The following is a 22,603-nucleotide window of genomic DNA, read 5'->3' on the forward strand; positions in this document are numbered from 1 at the left end:
TCAACGCATTCCCTGATTGTAACCCTCCTCCCGGAAGGTCATCTTCAATTCGTGGATGCCGCCGCCGCTGCGCCGCTCGATCTCGAAGCCGCCCTTTTCAAAGACGTGGAGCATCGGCTCGTTCCCCGCCACGACGGTAGCGGTGAAGCCAAGGAGACCCTGGCGCTTGGCGAGGAACGTCAGGTACGAAAGGAGCTCGATGCCGATTCCCCGGTTCTGCTGGTCGTCCCGTACGGCGAAGGCCACTTCTGCAGAGTGGCTGTCCGGCTCGATGTAGTAGCGGCCCACGCCCACGATGGTCTCCTTCTCTTCCGTTCCGGTCACGGCCAGGATGGCCATCTCCCTGGTGTAGTCGATGATCACCAGAGGCTGCAGCCGCTCATGGGGCATGTCCTTCCGGGACGAAATGAAGCGCCGGTACATGCTCTGCTCCGACAGGGAGTAGATGAAGTCTTTCAGGCGCGGCTCGTCGCTGATCTTGATGGGCCGGAAGTAGATGTTGAAGCCCTTCCTGGTGGTCCGGTAGGACTCCAGGTGTTCCGGATACATCCCCCGCTCCCCGGGGATATAGGCCTGGTCGCGGTATACGAGGCCGGCCTTCTTCGCCTCCTCCATCAACCGGGCACGGAACTTCGGATGAGCGATGCCGATGAGCTCCATGGCCCGCTCCCGGACGTTCTTCCCGTGGAGATAGGCGATGCCGTACTCGGTCACCACGTACTGGACATCCCCCCGGATGAGGGTGGCTCCCGCTCCTTCCCTGAGGAACGGCACGATCCGTGAGATCATTTCTGCCGAGGCGGTGGACTGGAGGGCCAGGATGGTCTTTCCGTTCCGTGACAGGGAGGCGCCTCGCATGAAGTCCGCCTGTCCCCCGATCCCGCTATAGAATCGGCGGCCGATGGACTCCGCCGTCGCCTGCCCCGTCAGGTCGATCTCCAGGGCGCTGTTGATGGCTACCATATTATCCTGCCGGGCGATGACGAGAGGGTTGTTCGTGTAGTCGATGGCTTTGAACTCGACGGCGGGATTGTCGTGGATGTACTCGTAGGTTTCCCGGTGGCCCATGCAGAAGGTGGCCACGGTCTTCCCGCGGTCGACGGTCTTCCGGGAATTGTCCACGACGCCCCGGCGCATCAGGTCCGCGATCCCATCGCCCAGGAGCTCCGTGTGGATCCCCAGGTGCTGCTTGTCCCCCAGGTGGGTGAAGACGCCGTTGGGCAGGCTCCCCAGTCCCACCTGGATCGTGTCCCCGTCCTGGATCAGCTTCGAGACGTAGCGGCCGATGCGCTGGATGATCTCGGTGTCGGTCTCGGGGGCGTACTCCAGGAGAGGCTCGTCGTGGGGCACCAGGAAATCGACGTCTTCCACGTGGAGGAATCCGTCTCCGTGAACCCGCGGCATATGCCGGTTCACCTGGGCCACGATCAGGCTGGCCTGATCCACGGCGGCCTTGACGATGTCGACACTGACTCCCAGGCTCACGTACCCGTGGTCGTCGGGCGGCGAGACCTGGATCAGGGCGATGTCCACGTTGGCCAGCCCCCGGTAGAACAGCTCCGGAACCTTGGAGAGGGATATGGGCGTATAGTCCGCCACGCCCTGGTTGACGGCGTCCCGGGTGGTTTCGCCGATGAAGAAGGAATTGTGGCGGAAGTTCTGCCTGAACCGCTCGTAGGCGTAGGGTGCAACGCCCAGGGTCCGGATGTGGAGGACCTCTGCGTCGAAGAAGGCCTTCGGGTGGGCCTTGACGTACCGGATCAGGGAATGGACCAGGTACTGCGGCTCTGCGCAGGCGGAGCCTACGAAGATCACATCACCCCGGTGGATATGGCCGAAAATCGCCTCTTCCGGGGCGAATTTCTCCGGGTGCCGCTCTTTCCAGGTCTCCAGCGTGCTCATGATCCTTCCTCTTCCAGTACGTCCCGGAGCTTCCGGGGATCCGTGACCGGTTCCCGGCAACTGAAATGCCGGCACACGTAAACCGCCGCCTTGCCTCCGACCGGTTTCATGTCCTTCACGAAGGGGGCGATCTTCCCGATTTCCCCGGCGCCTCGCCCCGCCGGCCGGAGCAGGATCGTCCCGCCGGGAAGATACCGCTCACGGACGACCGTCAGCAGGGCCGCCGTGTCCGGGGCGGCGGGGTCTCCGACAATGACGATTTCATAGGATGGATTGGTGAGAAAGTCCAGCGCCGCCATGAGCATGGTATAGGCCGAGGGCATCGCGGCAACAGCGGAAGAGAAACAGCGCAGGATCCGCACGGCCCGCTCCTCATGGCCGCTCTCGCCGGTGAGCCGGCCCAGGAGGGCCAGGTTCAGCGCCGAGACAGAGTTGCCCGACGGGATGGCACCATCGTAGATCTGCTTTTTACGGACCAGGAGGTCGCGGTTTTCCGCGGGGGAGAAAAAGTATCCCCCCAGGCGGTCGTCCCAGAAACGGCGGTCCTGCTCCACCTGGAGGCGGATCGCCGCCGCCAGGAGGGACGGGTCCAGAAAGGCCTGGTAGCCCTCGATGAGCCCCCGGATAAGGAAGGCGTAATCGTCCACGTTGGCGGAGATGGCCGCTTCCCCGTCCCGCCAGCGGTGGAGCAGCATCCCGTTGCTGAGCATCGTCTCCGAGAAGAAGGCCAGGCAGCGCCGGTAGGCCTGGGCACAGCGGGAGTCGCCGGATGCCGCCGCCCTGGCCAGGGCGGCCAGCATCAGGCCGTTCCAGTCCGTCAGGACCTTGTCGTCCCGGTGGGGGCGGGGCCGTTTCTCCCGAGCGGCGAAGAGCGTCCGCCGGGCCTTTTCCAGATCGGGCGGCAGTTCCGCCGGGGGATCCCCTCTCCAGTGGAGGGTGTTCCTGCCCGTCCGCTGTCCCGTGGCCTCCTCGAGGTAATTGCCCTCCTCGCGGACCTGGTATGCCTCCCCGAAGGCCCGGGCCGCCTCTTTCCCCAGAATCCGCCGAATCTCCTCCGCTTTCCACACGTAGAAGGTTCCTTCTTCACCCTCGCTGTCGGCGTCCTCGGCACTGCAAAACCCGCCGCCCGGGTCTGCCAGGTCCCGGAGCACGTAGGTCATGATGTCTCCGGCGACGGAACGGTACAGGGGATTTCCCGAGACCTGGAAGGCTTCTGTGTATGCCAGGGCCTGAAGGGCCTGGTCGTAGAGCATCTTCTCGAAGTGGGGCAGGTGCCACTGGTCATCGGTGCTGTAGCGGTGAAAGCCGAAGCCCACGTGGTCCCAGATCCCCCCCGCCCGCATGGCCTTCAGGGTCCTCTCCGCCATCTCCAGGGCCCAGCCGGTCCGGGTCGATCGGGAATAGCGGAGCAGAAAGAGGATCTGGTGGGGGACCGGGAACTTGGGACGCTCCCCGAAGCCGCCGGACTCGTGGTCGAACCGGTCCCGCAGCTCACCGTAGGCTCGATCGAGGATGTCCTTCGGGAGATCCTCTTCGGGAGCGTCTTTCCCGGACTCCTGGAGGGCCTGCAGCACCCTGCCGGCGGACTCGAGGACGTCCTGGCGCCGGGTCCGCCAGAGATGGACGATCTTCGGAACGAGGTCCATCAGGCCGGTGCGGCCCAGGCGGGTCTCCCGGGGGATGTAGGTGGCCGCAAAGAAGGGTCGCCGGTCCGGTGTTAGGACGACCGTCAGGGGCCAGCCTCCGGAACCCGTCATCATCTGGCAGGCCGTCATGTAGAGATGGTCCAGGTCCGGCCGCTCCTCACGGTCCACCTTGACGCAGACGAAGGCCCCGTTCAGCAGGGCTGCCGCCTCCTCGTTCTCGAAGGACTCGTGGGCCATGACGTGGCACCAGTGGCACGTGGAGTAGCCGATAGACAGGAACACGGGGCGGTCTTCGCGCCTGGCCCGGGTGAAGGCCTCCTCTCCCCAGGGGTACCAGTCCACGGGATTGGAGGCGTGCTGCAGGAGATAGGGGCTCTTTTCGCCGGCGAGGCGGTTTGTTCCAGCCATGATTCCATCCTTTGCTGTCTGGGGGCCTGATGCAGGATGCCGTCTGCCGGAGCATCCATCGTTTGCTCCGGGTTGGTCAGTCCCGGAGATGCTTCGTCAGATCGTGCAGCCGCTCCGCCGGATTATGGCCCAGGTGCAGGTGGAAAACCCGGCGGCCCGCCCGTGCGAGGGCCTCGCGGTCACCCGCCGCCTGGGCGGCCTTCAGTGTTCCGAAGGTCAGGGTCGACTCGTCGCTGTCCATGGTTCCGGGGATCGGGAGATCCTCCCGGTCGTCGGCGGTGATCTGGATGAAGCGGCCCTGCCCGGCATCTCCCTTGTGGAGCTGTCCCGTCGAGTGAAGGTAGCGGGGGCCGAAACCGGCCGTCGCCGGACGGCCTGACAGACCCTGGGCCGCCCGGCGGAGGTCCTCCAGGGCGGACCGGATCTCCGGCTCGCAGGGGAGAAACGCCTGGATGGCGGTGTATCCATGTGGTGAGGGATCCCCGAGAAACTCCCGGATGTCCGCGGCCGCCCGGTCTTCCCGTCCTTCTCCGGAATGAAGGGACGGCTCGCCGGAGACCCGCCCCGCCCGGGCGGGATCCTGCAGGAACCGGCGGGCTCCTTCCTTGGCGGACTCCACGTCGGGCTGGTCGAAGGGATTCACCCCCAGCCTCCAGCCGGCACAGGCCGTGGCCGTTTCCCAGAGGAAGAGGAATGCTCCCAGGTCCCGCCGGGGATCCGCATCGAGGGCGACCCAGGGGCAGCCGCACCGCTCGGCATGACGAAGCCGGTCCCCGGGAGGCCCGGTTTCCCCGGGGTACAGGAAGGCGAAGACTCCGTCATTCCAGGACAGGGGATGCCCGTCCGGGACCTCGCCGGGAACGGGCAGGATTCCTTTCCCCTGTTTCCCGGTGCTCTCCGCCAGGAGTTGCTCCAGCCAGTCCGCCAGGGGTGCCAGCTCCGGGGGATGGCACAGGATCAGCCTGTCCCGTCCCGCCACCGCCGCCTCGCCCAGGAAAATTCCCAGCTCCAGCCCTCCTGCGGAACCCGGCTCCGCTTCCCGCCACTCCCTCTCCGCGGCCTTGGCGGCGTCTTCCAGCAGGCGGCGGGGCGAGGCACCCGCCAGGGCCGCGGGAACGAGGCCGAACAGGGACAGGGCGGAAAAGCGGCCGCCGATGTCCGGGTCGTTCAGGAAGGTTTTCCGGAATCGGCAGGCCTCGGCGAGCGACGCCAGGCCGCTTCCCGGGTCGGTGATCGCGCAGAAATGGCCGCCCGCCCGCTCCGCCCCCAGCCGGTGCAAGGCGCGGCGATAGAAATGCTTCAGCAGGGACAGGGTTTCGACGGTTCCTCCCGACTTGGTGGAGGCGATGAAGAGGGTCTCCTCCGGCGGGAAGCGATCCGTAAAGGAGCGGATCGTCGCCGGGTCCGTCGTGTCGAGGATCTCCAGGGGCAGCCCCTGCTCCGTACCGAGGAGCCGGGCGAACATGTCCGGGGCGAGGCTGGACCCTCCCATGCCCAGGAGGAGAAGCCGCCGAAAGCCTTCCATCCGCACCGTCTCTGCAAAAGCCTCCAGGTCCGGAAGATGCGGGACCATGGACTGTGGGCAATCGAGCCAGCCCAGGCGATGGGCGGTTTCCGCGGCCGGCCCCGGCCAGAGGGACGGGTCCTTCCGCCGGAGGCGCGACCGCACGGAGGCGCTCCGGGCCTCCTCCAGGGCTGCCCGGTATCGTGTTTCCAGGGGGCCGGGGTGAATCTTGCCTTTGCTCATGGGATTCCCTGCTGCGGCAGACGGTTTGATGCTCCTGAATGTACGCCGGCATTATCATACAGAGAGTCAGGACGAGTCAATCCAATTGTTTCCGGGGAGTTGCGCAAGTCCCTGTTTTTTCTGTTGACCACCTGTTCAGGATTCATGAAAATAAAGCCCGGGAGGAATGCGATATGAACCGCAGGGAGTTCCTGAAAACGGCCGCCGTTACCGGGGCGACCCTGGCGCTGCCGGGTCTCCTGATGCCGGATGGTTCGATGGCGGCCGCCGAGAAACCGGACATGATCGTGGCAACGGGGCCTTCGCCGGCCCGGATCACCAGGGCCGCGGTGGATGCCTTCGGGGGGATGCGGCGGTTCGTTTCCCGGGGCGACGTCGTCGTGATCAAGCCCAACATCGGCTGGGACCGAACGCCCGAATACGCCGCCACCACGAATCCCGAGGTAGTCGGAGCCCTGGTTCGGCTCTGCTTTGAGGCCGGGGCGAAGAAGGTGAAGGTCTTCGACCACACCGTCAGCAGTCCCCGGCGGGCCTACAAGCAGAGCGGCATCGCCGATGCGGCCGGGGCAGCGGGGGCCGATGTGTCCTTCGTGGAGGACCGGAAGTTCAAAGAGATGAAGATCCAGGGCGAGACCCTCAAGTCCTGGCCCCTTTACACGGAGGTCTTCGAGGCCGACAAGATCATCAACGTCCCCATTGCCAAGGTCCACGGCACGTCCATCCTGACCCTGGGAATGAAGAACTGGATGGGAGTGATGGGGGGATCGCGGGGACGGATTCACCAGCGGATCGATCCCTGCCTCGTCGACATGGCCCGGACGGTCCGGCCCACGCTGGTGGTTCTCGACGCCGTGCGGATTCTGGTTGCCAATGGGCCCACGGGCGGGGACCTGTCGGATGTGCGCCTGCTCAACACGGTGGTGGTCGGCCAGGACCAGGTCGCTGTGGACGCCTTCGGCAGCACGTTGTTCGGCCTGAAGGAAGACGCCCTGGGGTGCGTCCGCCTCGGCCACCAGGCCGGCCTGGGGAACATGCGGCTGTCCAGGCAGAAAATCCGGCGGATCCGGGCGTGAAAAAAGCATGCCGCCTCCCGCGGCGGCCAGGGAGGCGGACCATTCCCTCGACCCTGAAAGCGGAAAGACGGTGATCCGAAAAGCGCGATTTGCCTCGCAGGCCTTGTTCCTGCTCCTGTTCCTGTGGCTCTTCCTTCAGACGGAGTCGAAAGGGGCGGACCAGCTCGGGTACCCGGTCAAGTTTTTTCTCGACGCCGATCCCCTGCTGGCGCTGACGGCGATCCTCTCGAGCCGGTCGTTTCTTCCCTCGATGCTGCTGGCGGGAGCGGTGGCCCTGGCGACGGTCTTTCTGGGCCGGTTCTTCTGCGGCTGGGTGTGCCCCCTGGGGACGCTTCACAACCTCGCGGGCGCCGCCGTCCGGAAGCGCCGGCGGGTCGTCCCGATGGGAAGCTTCCGCCTGAAGTACCTGCTCCTGGTCTTTCTGCTGGCATCCTCCGCTTTCACCCTTCAGATCGCCGGCATTTTCGATCCCCTGAGCCTTTTGATCCGCTCCCTGTCGCTCTCGGTCTATCCGGCCTTCCAGTACGGCATCACGTCCTTCCTCGACGCGCTGTCCCGCTGGCCGGTGCCGGGGCTGGCACCGGCGGCGGACTGGCTGCTGGATGTCCTCCACAAAAGCGTCCTGTCCCTCCGGCAGCCCTTGTTCAGCCAGGGGTTTATTCTGGGGCTCCTGTTCCTCGGCATCCTGGCGCTCAACTGGGTCGAGCGGCGGTACTGGTGCCGTTATCTCTGCCCGCTCGGTGCGCTCCTGGGAATCCTCTCCCGCTGGTCCCTGCTGTCCCGCTCCGTCAGCGAGGGGTGCGATTCCTGCGGTGCCTGCGTACCCGGGTGCGAGGGAGGATGCTCCCCCCAGAGCCTGGACAAGTGGCGGAAGACCGAATGCTATCTCTGCGGGAACTGTGACGACGCCTGCCCCAAGAACGCCGTCTCCTTCGGCTTTGGCAGGAAGGCAGGGGGATCGTCGCTGGACCTGGGACGCCGCCGCGTTGTCGCCGCCGCCGCCGCGGGGGTCGCGGCGGTGCCGCTTCTCCGGATCGGTCCGACCCGGGCGGGACAGGCGGATCCCCGGCTGATCCGGCCTCCCGGATCGCTCGAGGAAAGGGAATTCCTGCGGCGCTGCGTCAAGTGCGGCGAGTGCATGAAGGTCTGCATCACCGGCGGCCTCCAGCCGGCCCTGGCGGAGACCTCGCTGGAGGGGATCTGGTCTCCCGTCCTGGTGCCCCGGGTCGGCTACTGCGAGTACCGCTGCACGCTCTGCGGGCAGGTGTGCCCGACGGGGGCCATCCGCAGCCTGAAGCCGCAGGAGAAGACGGACGTAAAGATCGGCCTGGCCATGATCGATCAGGGCCGCTGCCTTCCCTGGTCGCATGCCGTTCCCTGCATTGTCTGCGAGGAGGTGTGTCCGACGCCGCAGAAGGCCGTTCTGCTCGAGGAGGTCACGGTGAAGGACCGGGACGGACGCCCGGTGACGGTGAAGCAGCCCCGGGTGGACCTGGAGCGCTGCATCGGATGCGGAATCTGCGAGAACCGCTGCCCTGTCCTGGGGATGCCCGCCATCTATGTCCTGTCCGTGGGGGAATCGCGGTCCCGGGATAACCAGCTTCTCCTTCCCTGACCAGTGCCCATCCTACCTGCTGAAATCTTTCAATCCCGCGCCAGTTCTGCGTTTCCTCTGGGTTTGTGCATTCTTTTCCTTGACGCTTGGGTCAAAAATTTTCTATAGACGGTCATCTTTTTTTGTGGCCCGTCCGTATCCGGAGTCTTTCCTGATGCGGCCGAGCCGGCCTTTTACGGTCAGGGCTCTTGAAAACGACGGAGGTGGCGCGCGATGGAGGATGACGGTGAGCATCCAGGCATTCATGAAGCGGCATTACCGGCATTTCAACGCCGCCGTGGTGGTGGAAGCGGCCGAGGCCTACCGGCGCTTCCTGGAGGCGGGAGGCCGGATGATGGTCAGCCTCGCCGGGGCCATGAGCACCGCACGCCTGGGCATTTCCCTCGCCGAGATGATCCGCCGCGACAAGATCCACGCCATCTCCTGCACCGGGGCCAACCTTGAGGAAGACCTCTTCAACCTGGTGGAGACCCGCCGCCTGGACCTTCCCGATTACCGATTCCTGACCCCCGAACAGGAGAAGGATCTTTACGACCGGCAGCTCCACCGCGTGACGGACACCAGTGTCTCCACGGAGGCCATGCGAAGCCTGGAAGGGCTGATCGGCGAGGACTGGATGGCCTGCGATCGGGAGGGAAGTCGGTTCTTCCCCCACGAATTCATGTACCGCTGCATCCGTGTCCACCGGGAAAGGCTGTGCCAGGCGGACCCGGCGGACAGCTGGCTCATGGCAGCCTGTAACCGGGATCTGCCCATTTTCGTCCCCGGCTGGGAGGACTCCACCCTGGGGAACGCCTATGCCTCGCTGTGCATTCAGGGCAAGGTGGGAAACGTTCACACCGTCCGTTCCGGCATGGAATACATGATGGAGCTGGTTCGGTGGTACCGGGAGGCCTCGCAGGTGGGTCCGTTCGGTTTCTTTCAGATTGGCGGCGGCATCGCTGGTGATTTTGCCATCTGTGTCGTTCCCCTGATCCGGGAGGACCTGAAGATCCGGGAAATCTCCGTCTGGGGATATTTCTGCCAGATCAGCGACTCCACGACCAGTTACGGCTCCTACTCGGGGGCGGTTCCCAACGAAAAGATCACCTGGGGCAAGCTGAATCCGGACACGCCCCGCTTCATCATCGAATCCGATGCCACGATCGTGGCGCCACTGATATTCTCCTACCTTTTAGAAGACAGTCCCTGACGAGTCCGGCGAAAGGCTGGAACGGATAAACCGGAGATGGCCGCTCCGCGGCCTGTCCCGGTGCGCTCGTTTCTTCCCGCTTGTATTTCTCTGCATCAGAGATGAGCCCGGTGCGGCAGGGGATGCCGCCTATGCCCCTCCATCCCGGAAGAGTCCCTGGAAGACCTCGCTGTAGCCCGGATGCGGGAGGACCCAGTTCCTGAGTGCCGTCCTCTCCAGGCCGGACCGGACGGCCAGCGTCAGCGGCGCGATCAGCTCTCCCGCCCCCTCGCCGGCTATGGCGGCTCCCGCCAGGCGATCCCCCAGGAATACAGCCTTGGCGAACCCCGAGCCCGCCAGCTCGGTTCGGGCAAGGATATTGGCCCCATAGTCGGACCGGGTCACCCGGACCGCGAGACCCCGTTCGGCGGCCTGCCGCTCCGTGAGTCCAACCCGGGCGGCCGGCGGGTGGGTATAGACGACGGAAGGCACGAATGCGTCGTCGTGACGGACCGAGCCGTCGCCGAAGAGGCGGCTGGCCAGGGCTTTTCCCTGCTGTGCCGCCCGGTGGGCCAGGAGCACCCCTCCCGTCACGTCCCCGACGGCGAAGACCCCTCTGCAGGTGGTCTCCAGGTTCTCGTCCACCCGGATCCCCAGCCGGTCATGGACGATGCCGAGCCGGTCCAGCTGCTCCTTGTCCAGGAGCGGACGCCGCCCCGTGCAGACGAGGGCGACCGAGGCCTCCATCTCCAGCGGACCGGCATGGCCCGCCAGCCGGGCCCGGATGCCTCCTTCCTCCTCCCGGATGGATTCAGCGGCGACGGAGGTATGAACGGCGATTCCCAGGCGGGACAGCTCCCGGGAAATGAAGGTGGAGACGTCGTCGTCCTCCATGGGAAGGATCCGGTCGAGGGCTTCCGCCAGCGTGACCTTGCAGCCCGCCTCGGCCAGGAACGTGGCGAACTCCACGCCGATGAAGCTTCCGCCCAGGACGACAGCGCTCTCCGGAAGTTCCCTGCATTCGAGGAATCCGTCGGAAGTCAGGACCCGCTGGGAGGGAGTGATGCCGGGTGGGAGGGACGGCTCGGAGCCCCAGGCAAGGATAATGGCCGGGGCCGCCAGCAGGGAGGATGTTCCATCCGGGGCGGTCCATTCCACTTGCCCCGGAGTCTTCAGGGATCCTGTGCCGACCCGACAGTCCGCGCCGGCCTCCCGGAGGGATTGGTGGGCCCCCAGGGCGGAGACCCGGACCATCTGCTCCATGTGTCGGCGTGCCGTCGCGAAGTCGAGCGCGGCGTCGGGAACCTTCACGCCCAGGCGCCCCGCCTTTTTCAAGGTGGAACGAACCCGGCTGCAGGCCAGGAGGGCCTTCGTGGGGATGCAGCCGTGGTGCGTGCAGGTCCCTCCCCATCCGCTGCGCTCCAGGATGGTGGTGCGCGCCCCCAGACGCGCGGATTCCTCCGCTGCGGCGTGACCGCCGGGGCCGCCGCCGATGACAATCAGATCGAATGTCTCCATGGTTCTCCCTGCTCCGTCCGTTCGGGAATCGGCTCTCTATCAACCATAGCTCGCCGGAACGGCTGTGTTCTGCATAGACGAAGCGCCCCCCGGTGTAAACGGAAAACCGTCATCCGCCAGGGCCGGTCAAAAACGTTCGGATGCGAGGCCCTCGAAGTCCCAAGCCACGAGTCGTACCCCTTGGTACGTCGAGTGGTGAGGGACGAGAGAAACGAAGCAGAGGGATGTTTTTCAACGGCCCGTCACAGGTTTGTTCTCCAGGCTGTTCAAAAGGGGTTGAATGCGAGGCGCCCGAAATCCTGAGTCGCGAGTCGTACCCTTTGGTACGTCGAGCGGTAAAGGATGAGGGGAACGAAGCAGGCAGCCCCTTTTCAACAGCCTGTCAGAGGTTGCGGAAGGATGCGCCCCTAGTCCAGCTCTTCAAAAGCAGAATATGGAGGACGATCAGGCCCATCAGACCCCCGGCGGCCCAGTAGACCGAAGGGAAGCCCCAGGAGTCCTTCAATGCCCCCACGAGGTACACCGCGGCGGACCCGACGCCGAAGATCAGAACGGCGGCGACGCCGAATCCCGTGCTTCGCCAGGCCGGCGGCGTGAACAGGGCGATCAGGCTGTTCTCGATGGGCTGGATGCCCAGGGCGAAGAAGACATAGAGGCAGGAGGCGAGAAACAGCGGCTGCTCCCGGAACAGGCCCATCCCGAGGACGAAGGGGATCGAGACGATGTTGAACAGGAGATAGAGTTTGATCAGATCACGCCGGTCCGCCAGCCTGCCCCCCGTGAGCTGGCCGAAGATCCCGGCGACGTAGACGAGGGAGGTGAGCGCGGCGGCGGCAAAGGTGGCTGTTGCCGGGTGGTCCGGGAGACGGATCGCCCGCATGAATTCCAGGAGGAACGGGGCGTGATACTCCAGGTACGCCGGCAGGGAGACGATGTTGATCCGGTAGGCCAGGCCCCCGAGGGTGACGATCCAGAAGAACAGGATCAGCCGCCGGAGGCCGGCGCTCCGATCCTTTGCCGGAGGCAGCGCGAAGCGGCCCTGGCCGGGAATGGGCGTTTCATCGATCCTCGCCGCCGCCAGCGCAATGCCTCCCAGGAGGGCCGCCAGGCCCAGGACACCATAGACGGCCCTCCAGCCGGAGAGCCAGTTCAACAGCCCCGCCAGGATCGGCGCGGCCACGAGTCCGACGCTACCCGCCACGGCATTGATGCCCAGGGCGGTGCCGCGGTTCTTCACGCCCCCGGTGATGAATCCCATGCCGGCGGGATGGCTCGCCGAGATGAAGGCCCCCGTCACGGCCAGGGATGCGGCGATGGCGGTGGGGGAGTCAGCCAGGGCGGTCCACAGGGCGCCGGCGGCGCTGCCGAAGAGGGCCAGGACCAGGATGCGGCGGTTCCCGAAACGGTCGGCGGCGATTCCCCACGGGAGGGAGCAGAGTCCGAAGAGGAGGTACATGGGGAATCCCAGGGCCAAAACGACCGTCAGGTCCAGGCCGAGGGCCAGGGTCAGGGGGATGGCCAGGGCGGGGAAGGCCACCTCGAAGCAGTGGAACAGGGAATGGGCCCAGCAGGTGTATAGAATGATCTTGCGCTCGTTGCTCACCGTTTTTTGTCCATCACAGGGGAATCCAAGCCTCGGGTCGTGTCCGCCCGCGAGATTACGGGACGGCTTCCGGTCCCGGCGCTTCCGGGAATGCCTCCGCGGCCCGGTAGGAAGATCGCACCAGCGGTCCCGACGCCACGCGCCGGAATCCCATGTTCCGGGCCTCTTCTTCGATCCCGGCGAACTCCTCCGGGGTCCACCAGCGGGCCACGGGCCAGTGCTCCCGCGTCGGCTGCTGGTACTGGCCCACCGTCAGGTGCCGGCATCCGGTTTCCAGGAGATCCTCCAGGACCCGCGAGATTTCCTCCCGGGTTTCCCCCAGGCCCACCATCAGGCCGGACTTGGCCGCGGGGCGCCCCTCGTCCGTGACGTTCCCTTCGTCGACCCGGCGGAGCAGCTCCAGCGACGTCCGATAGTTCCCCTGGGGACGCAGCGCCGGGAACAGCCGGGGGACCACCTCGATATTGTGGTTGATCACGTCCGGACCGGCTTCGAGTATGCGCTCCAGGGCGGTCCGGTCGCCGCGGAAATCGGGGACGAGGACCTCGACGCGGCAGCGGGGGATCTCGTGGCGCAGGGCTCCGATGCAGGCTGCGAAGGCCGAGGCGCCTCCGTCCGGGAGGTCGTCCCGGGTGACGGAGGTGATGACGACGTAACCGAGACGGAGCCGCCGGGCGGCCTCGGCGACGCGTTCCGGCTCCTCCGGAGCGGGAGGCGCCGGAATCCCGTGACGGACGTTGCAGTAACGGCAGTTCCGGGTGCAGGTGTCGCCCAGGATCAGGAACGTGGCTGTCCCGGCGGAGAAGCACTCCCCCCGGTTGGGACAGCGGGCCTCCCGGCAGACGGTGTGGAGATCCAGGTCGGCCAGGGTCCGGTCGACGGCCGCAAAGGCCGGTCCCCGGGGGAGGGGGACTTTCAGCCAGGGAGGTTTTCGGAGGGTCGTCTCAGGCATGAAGTGATCTTCCTGATGTTCAAGGATGGGAAGGGAAAAGGGGACGGGTTTGAAATCCGTCCCCTTTCCCTCCTCGTTTCTGAACAGCCTGGAGTCAGGCCATCAAAAGCCCTGGCCGAACGGAAGCACAAGACCGGGGGTTCTTCGCAAGGCCGTCAGAAATGATACCAGATCGTCGCGTAGTCGTTCACGTTCTCCCCGTCCCGGGCCAGGCGCTGGAGATACTCGTAAATGGGCACGTCCGTATAGATGTAGTCGAAGGCCGTGACCAGGCGCACCTCCCAGGAGTAGAACCGGTACATCCGGTGGCCGTTGGGCAGGATCATGATGACCTCGTGATCCTGCCAGGCCCTCAGGTTCGACTTGCCCAGGCGGGGCAGGTTGAAGACCGGCTCGTCGGTGCGGACCAGCCCCGGCAGCAGGCGTGCCTCTTCCCGCCGCTCCTGCTCGATGCGGGCGATGGGGACCCGAAAATCGACGGTCTCTTCCTTCCCCTTGGTGCTGAAGGTGTAGTAGGGGTCGATCCCGGAGAGTTTCAGGACCTTCCGGAGCAGGCAGGTCTCGAACCGGCGGCTGTTGTAATAGGTGAAGACCTGCTGGTTGTAGACGTTCATGCCCAGGGCCTTGATTTTCCCCACGGCCGACAGGGAGTCCTCCGTCATTTCCGTCGGGTGCTCGAAGTGCGTCACGATGGCCAGCTCCCGCTTTCCCCACTGGTGGTACCGGCGGAAAATCTCCAGGAGCCCGTCGTTGATCCGGAACGGCAGGGTGACGGGAATCCGGGTCCCGATGCGGATCCGCTCCACGTGCTCGATGGTGGCGATCTCTCCCAGAAGCCAGTCGAGGTATTCGTTCCGCAGGGTCAACGGATCCCCGCCGGTCACGAGAACCTCCGTGATGGACTCGGTTTCCCGGATCCACCCCAGGGCCTCCCGGACCTTGGCCCGGCTCATCTGGACCTCCCGCTGGTCCATGGCCTTGATCTCCCAGTTCCGCTGGCAGTAGACGCAGATCTGGGGACATGAGTTGTAGGGCTTGAGTATGACGATCTCGGGATAGCGCCGGGTGATGCCGTCGATGGGGCTCGTGGACTTCTCTCCCATGAAGTCCAGGTCCACCCCGGACCGGGCGCTATCGACGACACCCCTGCAGTAGCGGGCGCTGGGGATGACCTGGGCGCGGATCTGGCGGTCGTGGTCGACGCGGCCCTCCTTGTGGAACAGGGACAGGTAATAGGGCGTGATCTCGAAGGGGATGCCGGCTTCCTTCGCCGCCTCGATCCCCTCGATCTCGTCGGCCTGGAGGGTGACCAGCGCGCGAAGGGTTTCCAGGTCCCGGATCACGTGCTTGAGGTGCCAGAGATAGTTTCCCCAGTCCGCCTCGGAAGCCCCGAAGTGGCGGAGGATGTCGTCCCGGAGCTTCGCCCGCTCCTTCACCAGGGCCTTGTCCCGGCCGGTCCGGTAGCGTTTCAGGAATTTCCGGATGAAGGCCCCGTACTCGTCCAGCTGGGCGGAGCGGATGAGGGCGGCCTCCCGGCCGTCGGCCATCCGGAAGATGTCGCGGTCTTTGGTGTGTTTGCCGTACTTGCCGGTGATCCCGAGAAAGAGGGCCAGGTATTCGCAAAGAAAGGCCTCCGTGACCGCGTCGACCGCCCCTTCCTTTTCCTGGGCCAGGTTGCACAGGAGGGTCAGCGGCGATGTTCCCGTGATGTGCTCGTTCTCCGTGCGGATCGTGTTGGCGAAGACCCGGATGCACTCCTTGGCGTTTCTCTTCTCGATGATGTTCATGTTCGAGAAGAACGTCCCCGGCTTCATGTTGAACATCGAGCGGTCGAGGGCGTTGAAGTAGTCGAAGAGGAGATGCCTGGCCTCTTCGACGTGCTTGGAGTCGCGAAGCATCCGGTGGATGTTCGGGTCGGCGGCCCAGAGCCTGGCCACCAGTTCCTTCCTGGACAGAGTCAGCAGTTTTTTCATGGGTTCCGTTGTTTTTTTAGGAGGTTGAATGTTCGGTGGTTTCGCCGCCGACGCGCCGGGCGCGGATTCCCGGTTCATTTTTGTGCGATCCTATACCGTTCCAGGGATGGAAGTCAACGGAGGACAGGCTGCTTAAGGATCGGCGGCTGTCTGCCGAAGGTATTTTCGCCTGCCGGCATCGCCTTCAACCGCATCCACATCGAGAGAACGCCGCTCGTTTCGCAGGCGGTGTCCGTGACGACGCTGGCGGGCATTACGAGTTCGGCCTCGGGCGTCCGTCACCCTGGACCGGATGTCCAGAGACTGGCAGGTCTCGGCGAATTCGATCGGCATGTCTCTGGAAATTCTTCATCGGGTCGCTTCCATGACATCGGGGGGATGTGATACATTGCCTCACAACGGGGCCGTCATCACCCTCCTGGCCGTCTGTGGACTAACCCGCAGGCAATCGTATCCCGACATCGGGATGATCACCCTCATCAAGACGATGGCCGTATTCAGCGTGAATCTGCTCTACCATGCAACAGACTTTACGGATCCGGGCAATCGCCCGCTGCAATATCAGACGGGGCAGCCGTTCCCGGGGAGGGAGATGCAACGGTCTCCGGGAATGGGCAACAGGGTCTTTCCCGGCATCGGGTAGACTTGACTCTGATCGTTCTCAGGAGGTGAAACATGATGGAGCATCCGATCCTGGACGAAATCCGGGCCCAGATCCGCCGCAAGGGCAAGATCGTATCCGGGGAGCAGGCCGTCGCGATCATCCGGGACGGCGACGTCGTTACCACCGGCGGCTTCGTGAGCGCGGGCGTTCCCGAGGATATCCTCATTTTTCTCGAAGAACGCTTCAGGCAGGAGGGCCACCCCCTGGACCTGACGCTCATCTATGCAGCCGGCCAGGGCGACGGCAAGACCCGGGGCCTGAATCACCTGGGATACGAAGGCCTGATCGGCCGCATCATCGGCGGGCACATCGGTCTCGCCCCACAGCTCCAGAGGCTCATCCGGGAGGAGAAGGTCCTCGCCTACAATTTCCCCCAGGGGGTCATCAGCACCCTCTTCCGCAACCTGGCCGCGCAGAAGCCGGGCCTGCTGTCCTATGTGGGGCTCGGCACCTTCATCGATCCCCGGCTGGACGGCGGCAAGCTGAACGAGAGGACGAAACGGGAAGGCGAGGACCTGGTGAAGCTGATGGAGATCGAGGGACGGGAGATCCTCTTTTACAAGCTGCCCCCGATCGATGTGGCCATCATCCGGGGTACGACCGCCGATACGGACGGGAACATCACCATGGAAAGGGAGGCCCTCACGATCGAGATGCTGGCCCAGGCCATGGCCGCGAAGAACTGCGGCGGCTTTGTCATCGCGCAGGTGGAGCGGATCGCCGACCGGCACACCATGAACCCGAAGAGCGTCAAGGTCCCCGGCATCATGGTGGACTGCGTCGTGGTTGCCAGGCCCGAGAACCACAAGCTGACGTTCCTGGAACCGTACAACCCCGGATTCACGGGCGAGATCCGCGTGCCCATGGCCTCCGTTCCGCCCATGGATCAGGGGCCGCGCAAGGTGATCGCCCGGCGCGCCGCTTTCGAGCTTCGGCCCAACCAGGTGGTGAATCTCGGCATCGGGATGCCCGAGGGGGTCGCCCGTATCGCCAACGAAGAGGGCATCCTGGACCTGCTCACGCTGACGGCGGAGCCGGGCGTGATCGGCGGGATGCCCAACGGCGGCCTCAATTTCGGGACCGGTACGAACATCGACGCCCTCATCGACCAGCCCTACCAGTTCGATTTCTACGACGGGGGCGGCCTGGACATTGCCTTCCTCGGCTCCGCGGAGATGGACGAGGCGGGCAATGTCAACGTGAGCAAGTTCGGACCCCGGTTCGTCGGACCGGGAGGCTTCATCAACATCAGCCAGAACGCGAAGAAAATCGTTTTCCTCGGCACATTCACGGCGGGGGGGCTGCAGGTCTCCGTCGTTGACGGCAAGCTTCGGATCGACACGGAGGGGCGGGAGCAGAAGTTCGTCAAGCAGGTGGAGCAGATCACCTTCAGCGGCAGATACGCCGCCCTGAGGCGTCAGCCCGTCCTCTACGTCACGGAGCGGTGCGTCTTCAGCCTCACGCAGGACGGGATGGAACTGGTCGAGATCGCCCCCGGGGTCGATTTGGACAGGGACATTCTTTCCAGGATGGGCTTCCGGCCGGTGATGAAGACGCCCCCAAGGCTCATGGACCCGCGGATCTTCGGCGTCGCGCCCATGGGGATCATCCGGGAGCTCCTGGATATCCCGATCGAAGACCGGCTGGTGTACGATGCCCGGGAAAACACGTTCTACGTGAATTTCGAGAATTTCTACGTGAAGTCCGTCGAGCAGATCCGCGGCATCCAGGATCATGTCGAGAGCATGCTGAAGCCGCTGGGAAAGAAGGTCTACACCATCGTCAACTACGACAACTTCAACATCCTTCCCGAGCTCGTGGACGAGTACGCGGAGATGGTCAAGTACGTGATGCAGTTCTACGAGAAGGTGACCCGCTACACCACCAGCACGTTTCTACGCATGAAGCTTGGCGACGAGCTGGCAAAACGGGACGTGGCGCCCCATCTCTACGAATCGAAGGACGAGGCCCGCCGCCTCCTCAAGGAATAGGCGCCGCATTATCCCCGGGATCGGAGGATCGGGACGACCGGTCAGCGGGATCCGTGCCAGACGATCCGCGCGTCCACGGCGAGGCAGCCCTCCGCGGAGGCCATCAGGGGGTTGATGTCCAGCTCGGCGATGTCCGGGATCTCCAGGGCCAGGAAGGACAGGCGCTCCAGGACGTCCACCAGGGCCTTCCGGTCGGCTCCCGGGCGGCCCCGGGTTCCCTCGATCAGCGGGGCGCTCTTCAGGGAGCGGAGCATCTCCTCCGCTTCCTCCGCATCGACAGGAGCCAGGACGCGGCTTACGTCGCGGAAGACCTCCGCGTGGATGCCCCCCAGGCCGCAGGCGACAACCGGGCCGAACTGGGGATCCCGCTTGATTCCCAGGAGGATCTCCAGGCCGGGGGCCTGCTCCTGGATCTGGACGGCCTCCACGGCCGTACCCGGGCTGCGGCGCCGGACGTTCTCCAGGAGCCGCTCGTAGGCGTCGGCCAGCTCTTCGGGCCGGGCGATGCCGGGGATGACGCCGTTCCACTCGGTCTTGTGAAGGAAGGCGTCCCCCGCCAGTTTCAGGACCACGGGGTAGCGAAAGCGGGGGGCCAGGGCCTCCAGTTCGGAGCGGCCGGCCGCAATGGCTCCCTGCGCTGCCGGGATCCCGAAGGCCTTCAGGACCGCCAGGGCGTCTTCGCCGAGAAGGAATCCACGCTCCCGTCCTTTCGCGAGGAGCGGATCGAGGACGGATCGATCCACCGGGAATGATCGCGGGTGGGGCTCCCTCCGGTTTTTCGCCTCGTGCCAGCGCCGGCAGAAGGAGAGGGCCTGGACCGACTGCTCGATCGTGGGGAAGCAGCCGATTCCCGGGATGGCCTCGTAGCGGTCCAGAAAGGGCTCCACGTCGATGTAAACCCACATGGCCACGGGTTTCCCGTTGCCTGCTTCCCGCCGGGATCGTTCACACACCTCCACAAGATTCATGGACTGGTGAAGCGGGGAGACCGTGGCCGGCAGGATGACCATGACACCGTCCACGCCGGGGTCCCGAAGGAAACCCGTCAGGGCCTTGCCGAAGGCACCCGGGTAGTCGCCGCCGATCATGCCGATGGGCCAGATGTCCAGGGGGTTGCCGACGCCGATCCAGTCGGGGATCCCCTGCTTCAACTCCTTCGCCAGACCTTCGGGGAGATTCGCCAGGGTGAGCCCCAGGGGCTCGCAGGCGTCGACCACCATGATGCCGCCCGCCCCGGTGATCGTCAGGACGGCGATGCGGGGGCCTTTCATTTCACCCAGCAAGAGGAGGGCATGGACGGCGTCGGTCAGCTCGGAGCCGTCGTTCACCCGGATGATCCCCGTCCGGCGGAAGGCCGCCTCGAAGACGGCGTCTTCCCCCACAAGGGAGCCCGTGTGGGAGAGGGCCGCCCGCGCCCCTGCCCGGGTGCGCCCCGACTTGAAGACCAGGACGGGCTTCCGGCGGGTGATCCGGGCTGCCGTTTCCAGGAACGCCGCGCCCCGGGAGACGCCCTCCATGTAAATGAAAATGATCTCCGTTTCCGGGTCATCTTCCAGGTATTCCAAAGCGTCCACGACGTCCACGTCGGCGCCGTTGCCGATGTCGATGGCCTTTCCCCAGTGCCGGTAGCCCATGTTCGGGGCTGCCATCTGGATGAAGCCCGTCTGGGCGATGACGGAGACGGGCGGGTAGGCCCGGGGGCGCTCCGTGTCCATGAAGGCCGTGGTGAAGTTTCTGAAGTTGTTCAGGATTCCCATCGTGTTCGGACCCAGGACCCGGACTCCAGCCTCCCGGGCGGTCCGGACGATCTCCTCCTGCATCGCCTTTCCCTGTTCGTCGGCGTCGGAGAAGCCCTGGGTGATGACGACGACCCGGTCGATGCCGGCGCGGATGCAGTCCCGAAGGGCAGGAAGGACGCGGTCCCGGCCGGTGGAGATGACCGCCAGGTCCGCCCGTTCGGGGAGGTCCAGGACGCTCTTGTAGGCTTTCAGTCCGTAGATCTCTTCGGCGTTGGGGTTGATGGGGTAGAGGCGGCCTTCATAGCCGTAGCGGAGCATGGTCTCGGCGTTGTTGTAGCTGTCGGGGCCCGCGGACCGGGGGACGCCGATCAGGGCGACGGAGCGCGGCTCCAGGAATTTCTTCATGCGGAGGTCTCCGTGGAGGATCGTTTCCAGACGACGTCGGGATCCCGGGCCGCCTTCACCTCGTCGAGGCGGCGGACCGGTGTCGTGAGCGGGGCCGAGCGGACCTGGTCCGGATTTTCCCGGGCCTCCCCGGCGATGGCGATCATGGCATCGCAGAAGGCGTCCAGGGTTTCGATGCTTTCCGTCTCGCCCGGCTCGATCATGATCGCCTCGGGAACGATCAGGGGAAAATAGATGGTGGGCGGGTGGAAGCCGTAGTCCAGGAGGCGCTTGGCCATGTCCGAGGTGTGAACGCCGCTCTCCCGGACCTGGCGGCGACCGGAGAAGACGCATTCATGCATGCAGGTCCGCGGGTACGGGAGGTCGAAATGGGGTTCGAGGCGTGCCTTCACGTAGTTGGCGTTCAGGACCGCTGTTTCGGCGACGTGCCGGAGCCCCGCCGCCCCGAGGGTCCGGATGTACGTATAGGCCTTCACCATGACGCCCGCGTTGCCGTAAAAGGCCCGGACGCGACCGATGGTGTCCGGTGCTTCGGAATCCCACCGGTAGCCTGCATTGGTCAGGACGACCCGGGGAACGGGCAGGAAGGGGATCAGTTCCTTTGAAACCCCGACGGGTCCGCTTCCGGGCCCCCCGCAACCGTGGGGCGTCGAGAAGGTCTTGTGCAGGTTGAGCTGGATCACGTCGAATCCGAGATCTCCCGGTCGGGCTATGCCCAGGAAGGCGTTGGCGTTGGCGCCATCTCCGTAGAGGAGTCCCCCCTGTTCGTGGACGATCGAGGCGACGGCGGCGATGTTCCGCTCGAAGAGCCCCAGGGTGTTCGGGTTCGTCAGCATGAGCCCGGCGACTTCCTCCGTCATGAGGGACCGCAGATGGTCCAGGTCCACGCCGCCCTCGCCGTTGGATCGGACCGTTGTCACGGAGTAGCCGCAGAGGGCTCCCGAGGCGGGGTTCGTGCCGTGGGCGGAATCGGGGATCAGGATCCTCGTTCGCTTTTCGCCCCGTTTCTCGAAGTGCTTCTTGATCATCATGACGCCCGTCAGCTCTCCATGAGCGCCCGCGGCGGGCTGGAGGGCGAAGTCGGCCATGCCGAAGATTTCGGCGAGCGCCTGTTTCAATTCGAAAAGGAGTTGCAGGGTGCCCTGGGCGAAGGCGTCCGGGGCGTACGGATGGAGGTTGGCGAAACCGGACAGCCTGGCCGTTTCCTCATTGAGCTTGGGATTGTACTTCATGGTGCAGGATCCCAGAGGGTAGAACCCCAGGTCGACGCCGAAGTTGCGACGGGAGAGGGCCGTGTAGTGGCGGATCAGATCCACCTCCGCCACCTCCGGAAGGTCCACGTCGCCCCGCAGCAGGTCCGGGTCGATCCATTCCTCCAGGGGCGATGTCGGGACGTCGCTCACCGGAATGGTCGTTGCCTGCCTGCCGGGCCGGCTCTTTTCAAAAATCAGTTCCATGACGGATTCCCCTGTTCGTCCTACTTCTTTCGAAGGAGCTCGTACTCCTCCCGGTTCAGGTACCCATCGCCGTTCCGGTCGGCATTCCGGAAGGCCTCGGGGGTGATGTCCCGGATCCAGATCTTGATTTCCTCGAAGCTGATCTTGCCATCACTGTTGACGTCGATCTGCCCGAAGGTGACCATGGCGTCCATCCGTACGATCCGGTCCGCCGGCAGGGAGTAGTGGGTCTGAACGATCAGCCAGCTCTTGCCTTTCTTCCGGAGGACCGCTGTCAGGCGGCCGCCGATGTTCCGGTCAGCGCCGCCAATGATGCAGGAAATTCTGAGATCCGCGGCTACCCAGGCAACGGATCCCTGTGCCCCGGAGGACAGGACGGACCAGCCGATCGACTTGATCTTGTCGATGCGGGCGAAGTCCCGGGCGTAGGCCCTGCTCATCGCCTCCCGGCCGATGAACTGCTCGTCGAGGTTCGTACCGATGGCCGTGACGCTGTCGTCGTGAAGGGCCATGACCCCTTTCAGATCCTTCTTGATATAGAGGTCAATGAACCGGTCGAACGTGAGCATGGCTTCGTCGGCAGTCCTGGAGGAGGCCGCGACGGCAGCCGGCGGGGCGGCCAGGGCGACCGCCAGGAACAGGAAGGCGGAAAGAAGGGTCAGAGGTAGCCGGTTTTTCCGGATGTTCGATGCCGTTTTCATCATGTCCTCCTTGTTCGCTGGAAATGGTTCGGGGCAGG

The 22,603-nt window shown here is 65.1% G+C and carries 15 protein-coding genes; 5 read left to right on the forward strand and 10 right to left on the reverse strand.

Annotated features, from left to right (window positions below):
• The 3 genes from PLO63_13105 to PLO63_13115 all read right to left on the reverse strand — a co-directional run bounded on the left by PLO63_13105 (position 1) and on the right by PLO63_13115 (position 5,703).
• On the reverse strand, positions 1-1,902 hold the full coding sequence (locus PLO63_13105) for a GNAT family N-acetyltransferase (protein HOI75076.1): 1,902 nt from the start codon (positions 1,900-1,902) through the stop codon (positions 1-3).
• Positions 1,899-3,956 (reverse strand): thioredoxin domain-containing protein, encoded by a 2,058-nt coding sequence (locus PLO63_13110; GenBank protein ID HOI75077.1) that lies wholly within the window; start codon positions 3,954-3,956, stop codon positions 1,899-1,901. Before PLO63_13110 ends, PLO63_13105 begins: the two co-directional genes overlap by 4 nt.
• 76 nt (positions 3,957-4,032) lie before the next feature.
• Positions 4,033-5,703: a hypothetical protein gene (locus tag PLO63_13115; protein HOI75078.1), complete on the reverse strand. Its 1,671-nt coding sequence runs from the start codon at positions 5,701-5,703 to the stop codon at positions 4,033-4,035.
• Between the two features lie 173 nt (positions 5,704-5,876).
• On the opposite strand from PLO63_13115, the gene PLO63_13120 reads away from it, so the two are divergent.
• The 3 genes from PLO63_13120 (at position 5,877) to PLO63_13130 (ending at position 9,583) form a co-directional block, all read left to right on the forward strand.
• Positions 5,877-6,776, forward strand: coding sequence for a DUF362 domain-containing protein (locus PLO63_13120; GenBank protein HOI75079.1), 900 nt, complete (start codon positions 5,877-5,879; stop codon positions 6,774-6,776).
• A 70-nt stretch (positions 6,777-6,846) separates the two neighbouring features.
• Positions 6,847-8,391, forward strand: coding sequence for a 4Fe-4S binding protein (locus PLO63_13125; GenBank protein HOI75080.1), 1,545 nt, complete (start codon positions 6,847-6,849; stop codon positions 8,389-8,391).
• A 226-nt stretch (positions 8,392-8,617) separates the two neighbouring features.
• Positions 8,618-9,583, forward strand: coding sequence for a deoxyhypusine synthase family protein (locus PLO63_13130; GenBank protein ID HOI75081.1), 966 nt, complete (start codon positions 8,618-8,620; stop codon positions 9,581-9,583).
• 129 nt (positions 9,584-9,712) lie between these two features.
• Here the strand turns inward: PLO63_13130 and PLO63_13135 are convergent, their stop codons facing one another.
• The 4 genes from PLO63_13135 to PLO63_13150 form a co-directional block, all read right to left on the reverse strand.
• Positions 9,713-11,080, reverse strand: a complete 1,368-nt coding sequence (locus tag PLO63_13135; protein ID HOI75082.1) for an NAD(P)/FAD-dependent oxidoreductase — start codon at positions 11,078-11,080, stop codon at positions 9,713-9,715.
• A gap of 382 nt (positions 11,081-11,462) precedes the next feature.
• Positions 11,463-12,683: an MFS transporter gene (locus PLO63_13140; protein HOI75083.1), complete on the reverse strand. Its 1,221-nt coding sequence runs from the start codon at positions 12,681-12,683 to the stop codon at positions 11,463-11,465.
• Positions 12,684-12,738: 55 nt separating this feature from the next.
• Complete coding sequence (gene lipA, locus PLO63_13145; GenBank protein ID HOI75084.1) at positions 12,739-13,635, reverse strand: lipoyl synthase; 897 nt, start codon at positions 13,633-13,635, stop codon at positions 12,739-12,741.
• Between the two features lie 155 nt (positions 13,636-13,790).
• Entirely contained in the window at positions 13,791-15,608 is a 1,818-nt protein-coding gene (locus PLO63_13150; protein HOI75085.1) for a KamA family radical SAM protein, read from the reverse strand.
• A gap of 388 nt (positions 15,609-15,996) precedes the next feature.
• Here PLO63_13150 and PLO63_13155 point away from each other — a divergent pair, with 388 nt between their 5' ends.
• Together PLO63_13155 and PLO63_13160 are read left to right on the forward strand one after the other, a co-directional pair.
• A complete protein-coding gene (locus PLO63_13155; GenBank protein HOI75086.1) occupies positions 15,997-16,251 on the forward strand; it encodes a hypothetical protein in 255 nt (84 codons plus the stop codon).
• Between the two features lie 32 nt (positions 16,252-16,283).
• Positions 16,284-18,263: a CoA-transferase gene (locus PLO63_13160; GenBank protein HOI75087.1), complete on the forward strand. Its 1,980-nt coding sequence runs from the start codon at positions 16,284-16,286 to the stop codon at positions 18,261-18,263.
• Positions 18,264-18,304: 41 nt separating this feature from the next.
• Here the strand turns inward: PLO63_13160 and PLO63_13165 are convergent, their stop codons facing one another.
• The 3 genes from PLO63_13165 to PLO63_13175 are packed head-to-tail and all read right to left on the reverse strand — an operon-like array spanning position 18,305 to position 22,565.
• Positions 18,305-20,407 (reverse strand): acetate--CoA ligase family protein, encoded by a 2,103-nt coding sequence (locus PLO63_13165; protein HOI75088.1) that lies wholly within the window; start codon positions 20,405-20,407, stop codon positions 18,305-18,307.
• Positions 20,404-21,864, reverse strand: coding sequence for an aminomethyl-transferring glycine dehydrogenase subunit GcvPB (gene gcvPB, locus PLO63_13170; protein HOI75089.1), 1,461 nt, complete (start codon positions 21,862-21,864; stop codon positions 20,404-20,406). The genes PLO63_13165 and gcvPB overlap by 4 nt, the downstream gene beginning before the upstream one ends.
• 20 nt (positions 21,865-21,884) lie before the next feature.
• The gene (locus PLO63_13175; protein ID HOI75090.1) at positions 21,885-22,565 is read right to left on the reverse strand and encodes a nuclear transport factor 2 family protein; all 681 of its coding nucleotides are present in this window, start codon (positions 22,563-22,565) and stop codon (positions 21,885-21,887) included.
• Positions 22,566-22,603 lie beyond the last annotated feature (38 nt).

Source organism: Syntrophales bacterium (assembly GCA_035363115.1).
Classification (GTDB): Bacteria; Desulfobacterota; Syntrophia; order Syntrophales; family PHBD01; genus PHBD01.

Coding starts and splice junctions, on each gene's coding strand:
- PLO63_13120 (HOI75079.1), top strand. CDS start 5,877: ATGAACCGCAGGGAGTTCCTGAAAACGGCCGCCGTTACCGGGGCGACC.
- gcvPB (HOI75089.1), bottom strand. CDS start 21,864: ATGGAACTGATTTTTGAAAAGAGCCGGCCCGGCAGGCAGGCAACGACC.
- PLO63_13160 (HOI75087.1), top strand. CDS start 16,284: ATGATGGAGCATCCGATCCTGGACGAAATCCGGGCCCAGATCCGCCGC.
- PLO63_13150 (HOI75085.1), bottom strand. CDS start 15,608: ATGAAAAAACTGCTGACTCTGTCCAGGAAGGAACTGGTGGCCAGGCTC.
- PLO63_13175 (HOI75090.1), bottom strand. CDS start 22,565: ATGAAAACGGCATCGAACATCCGGAAAAACCGGCTACCTCTGACCCTT.
- lipA (HOI75084.1), bottom strand. CDS start 13,635: ATGCCTGAGACGACCCTCCGAAAACCTCCCTGGCTGAAAGTCCCCCTC.
- PLO63_13110 (HOI75077.1), bottom strand. CDS start 3,956: ATGGCTGGAACAAACCGCCTCGCCGGCGAAAAGAGCCCCTATCTCCTG.
- PLO63_13135 (HOI75082.1), bottom strand. CDS start 11,080: ATGGAGACATTCGATCTGATTGTCATCGGCGGCGGCCCCGGCGGTCAC.
- PLO63_13115 (HOI75078.1), bottom strand. CDS start 5,703: ATGAGCAAAGGCAAGATTCACCCCGGCCCCCTGGAAACACGATACCGG.
- PLO63_13165 (HOI75088.1), bottom strand. CDS start 20,407: ATGAAGAAATTCCTGGAGCCGCGCTCCGTCGCCCTGATCGGCGTCCCC.
- PLO63_13105 (HOI75076.1), bottom strand. CDS start 1,902: ATGAGCACGCTGGAGACCTGGAAAGAGCGGCACCCGGAGAAATTCGCC.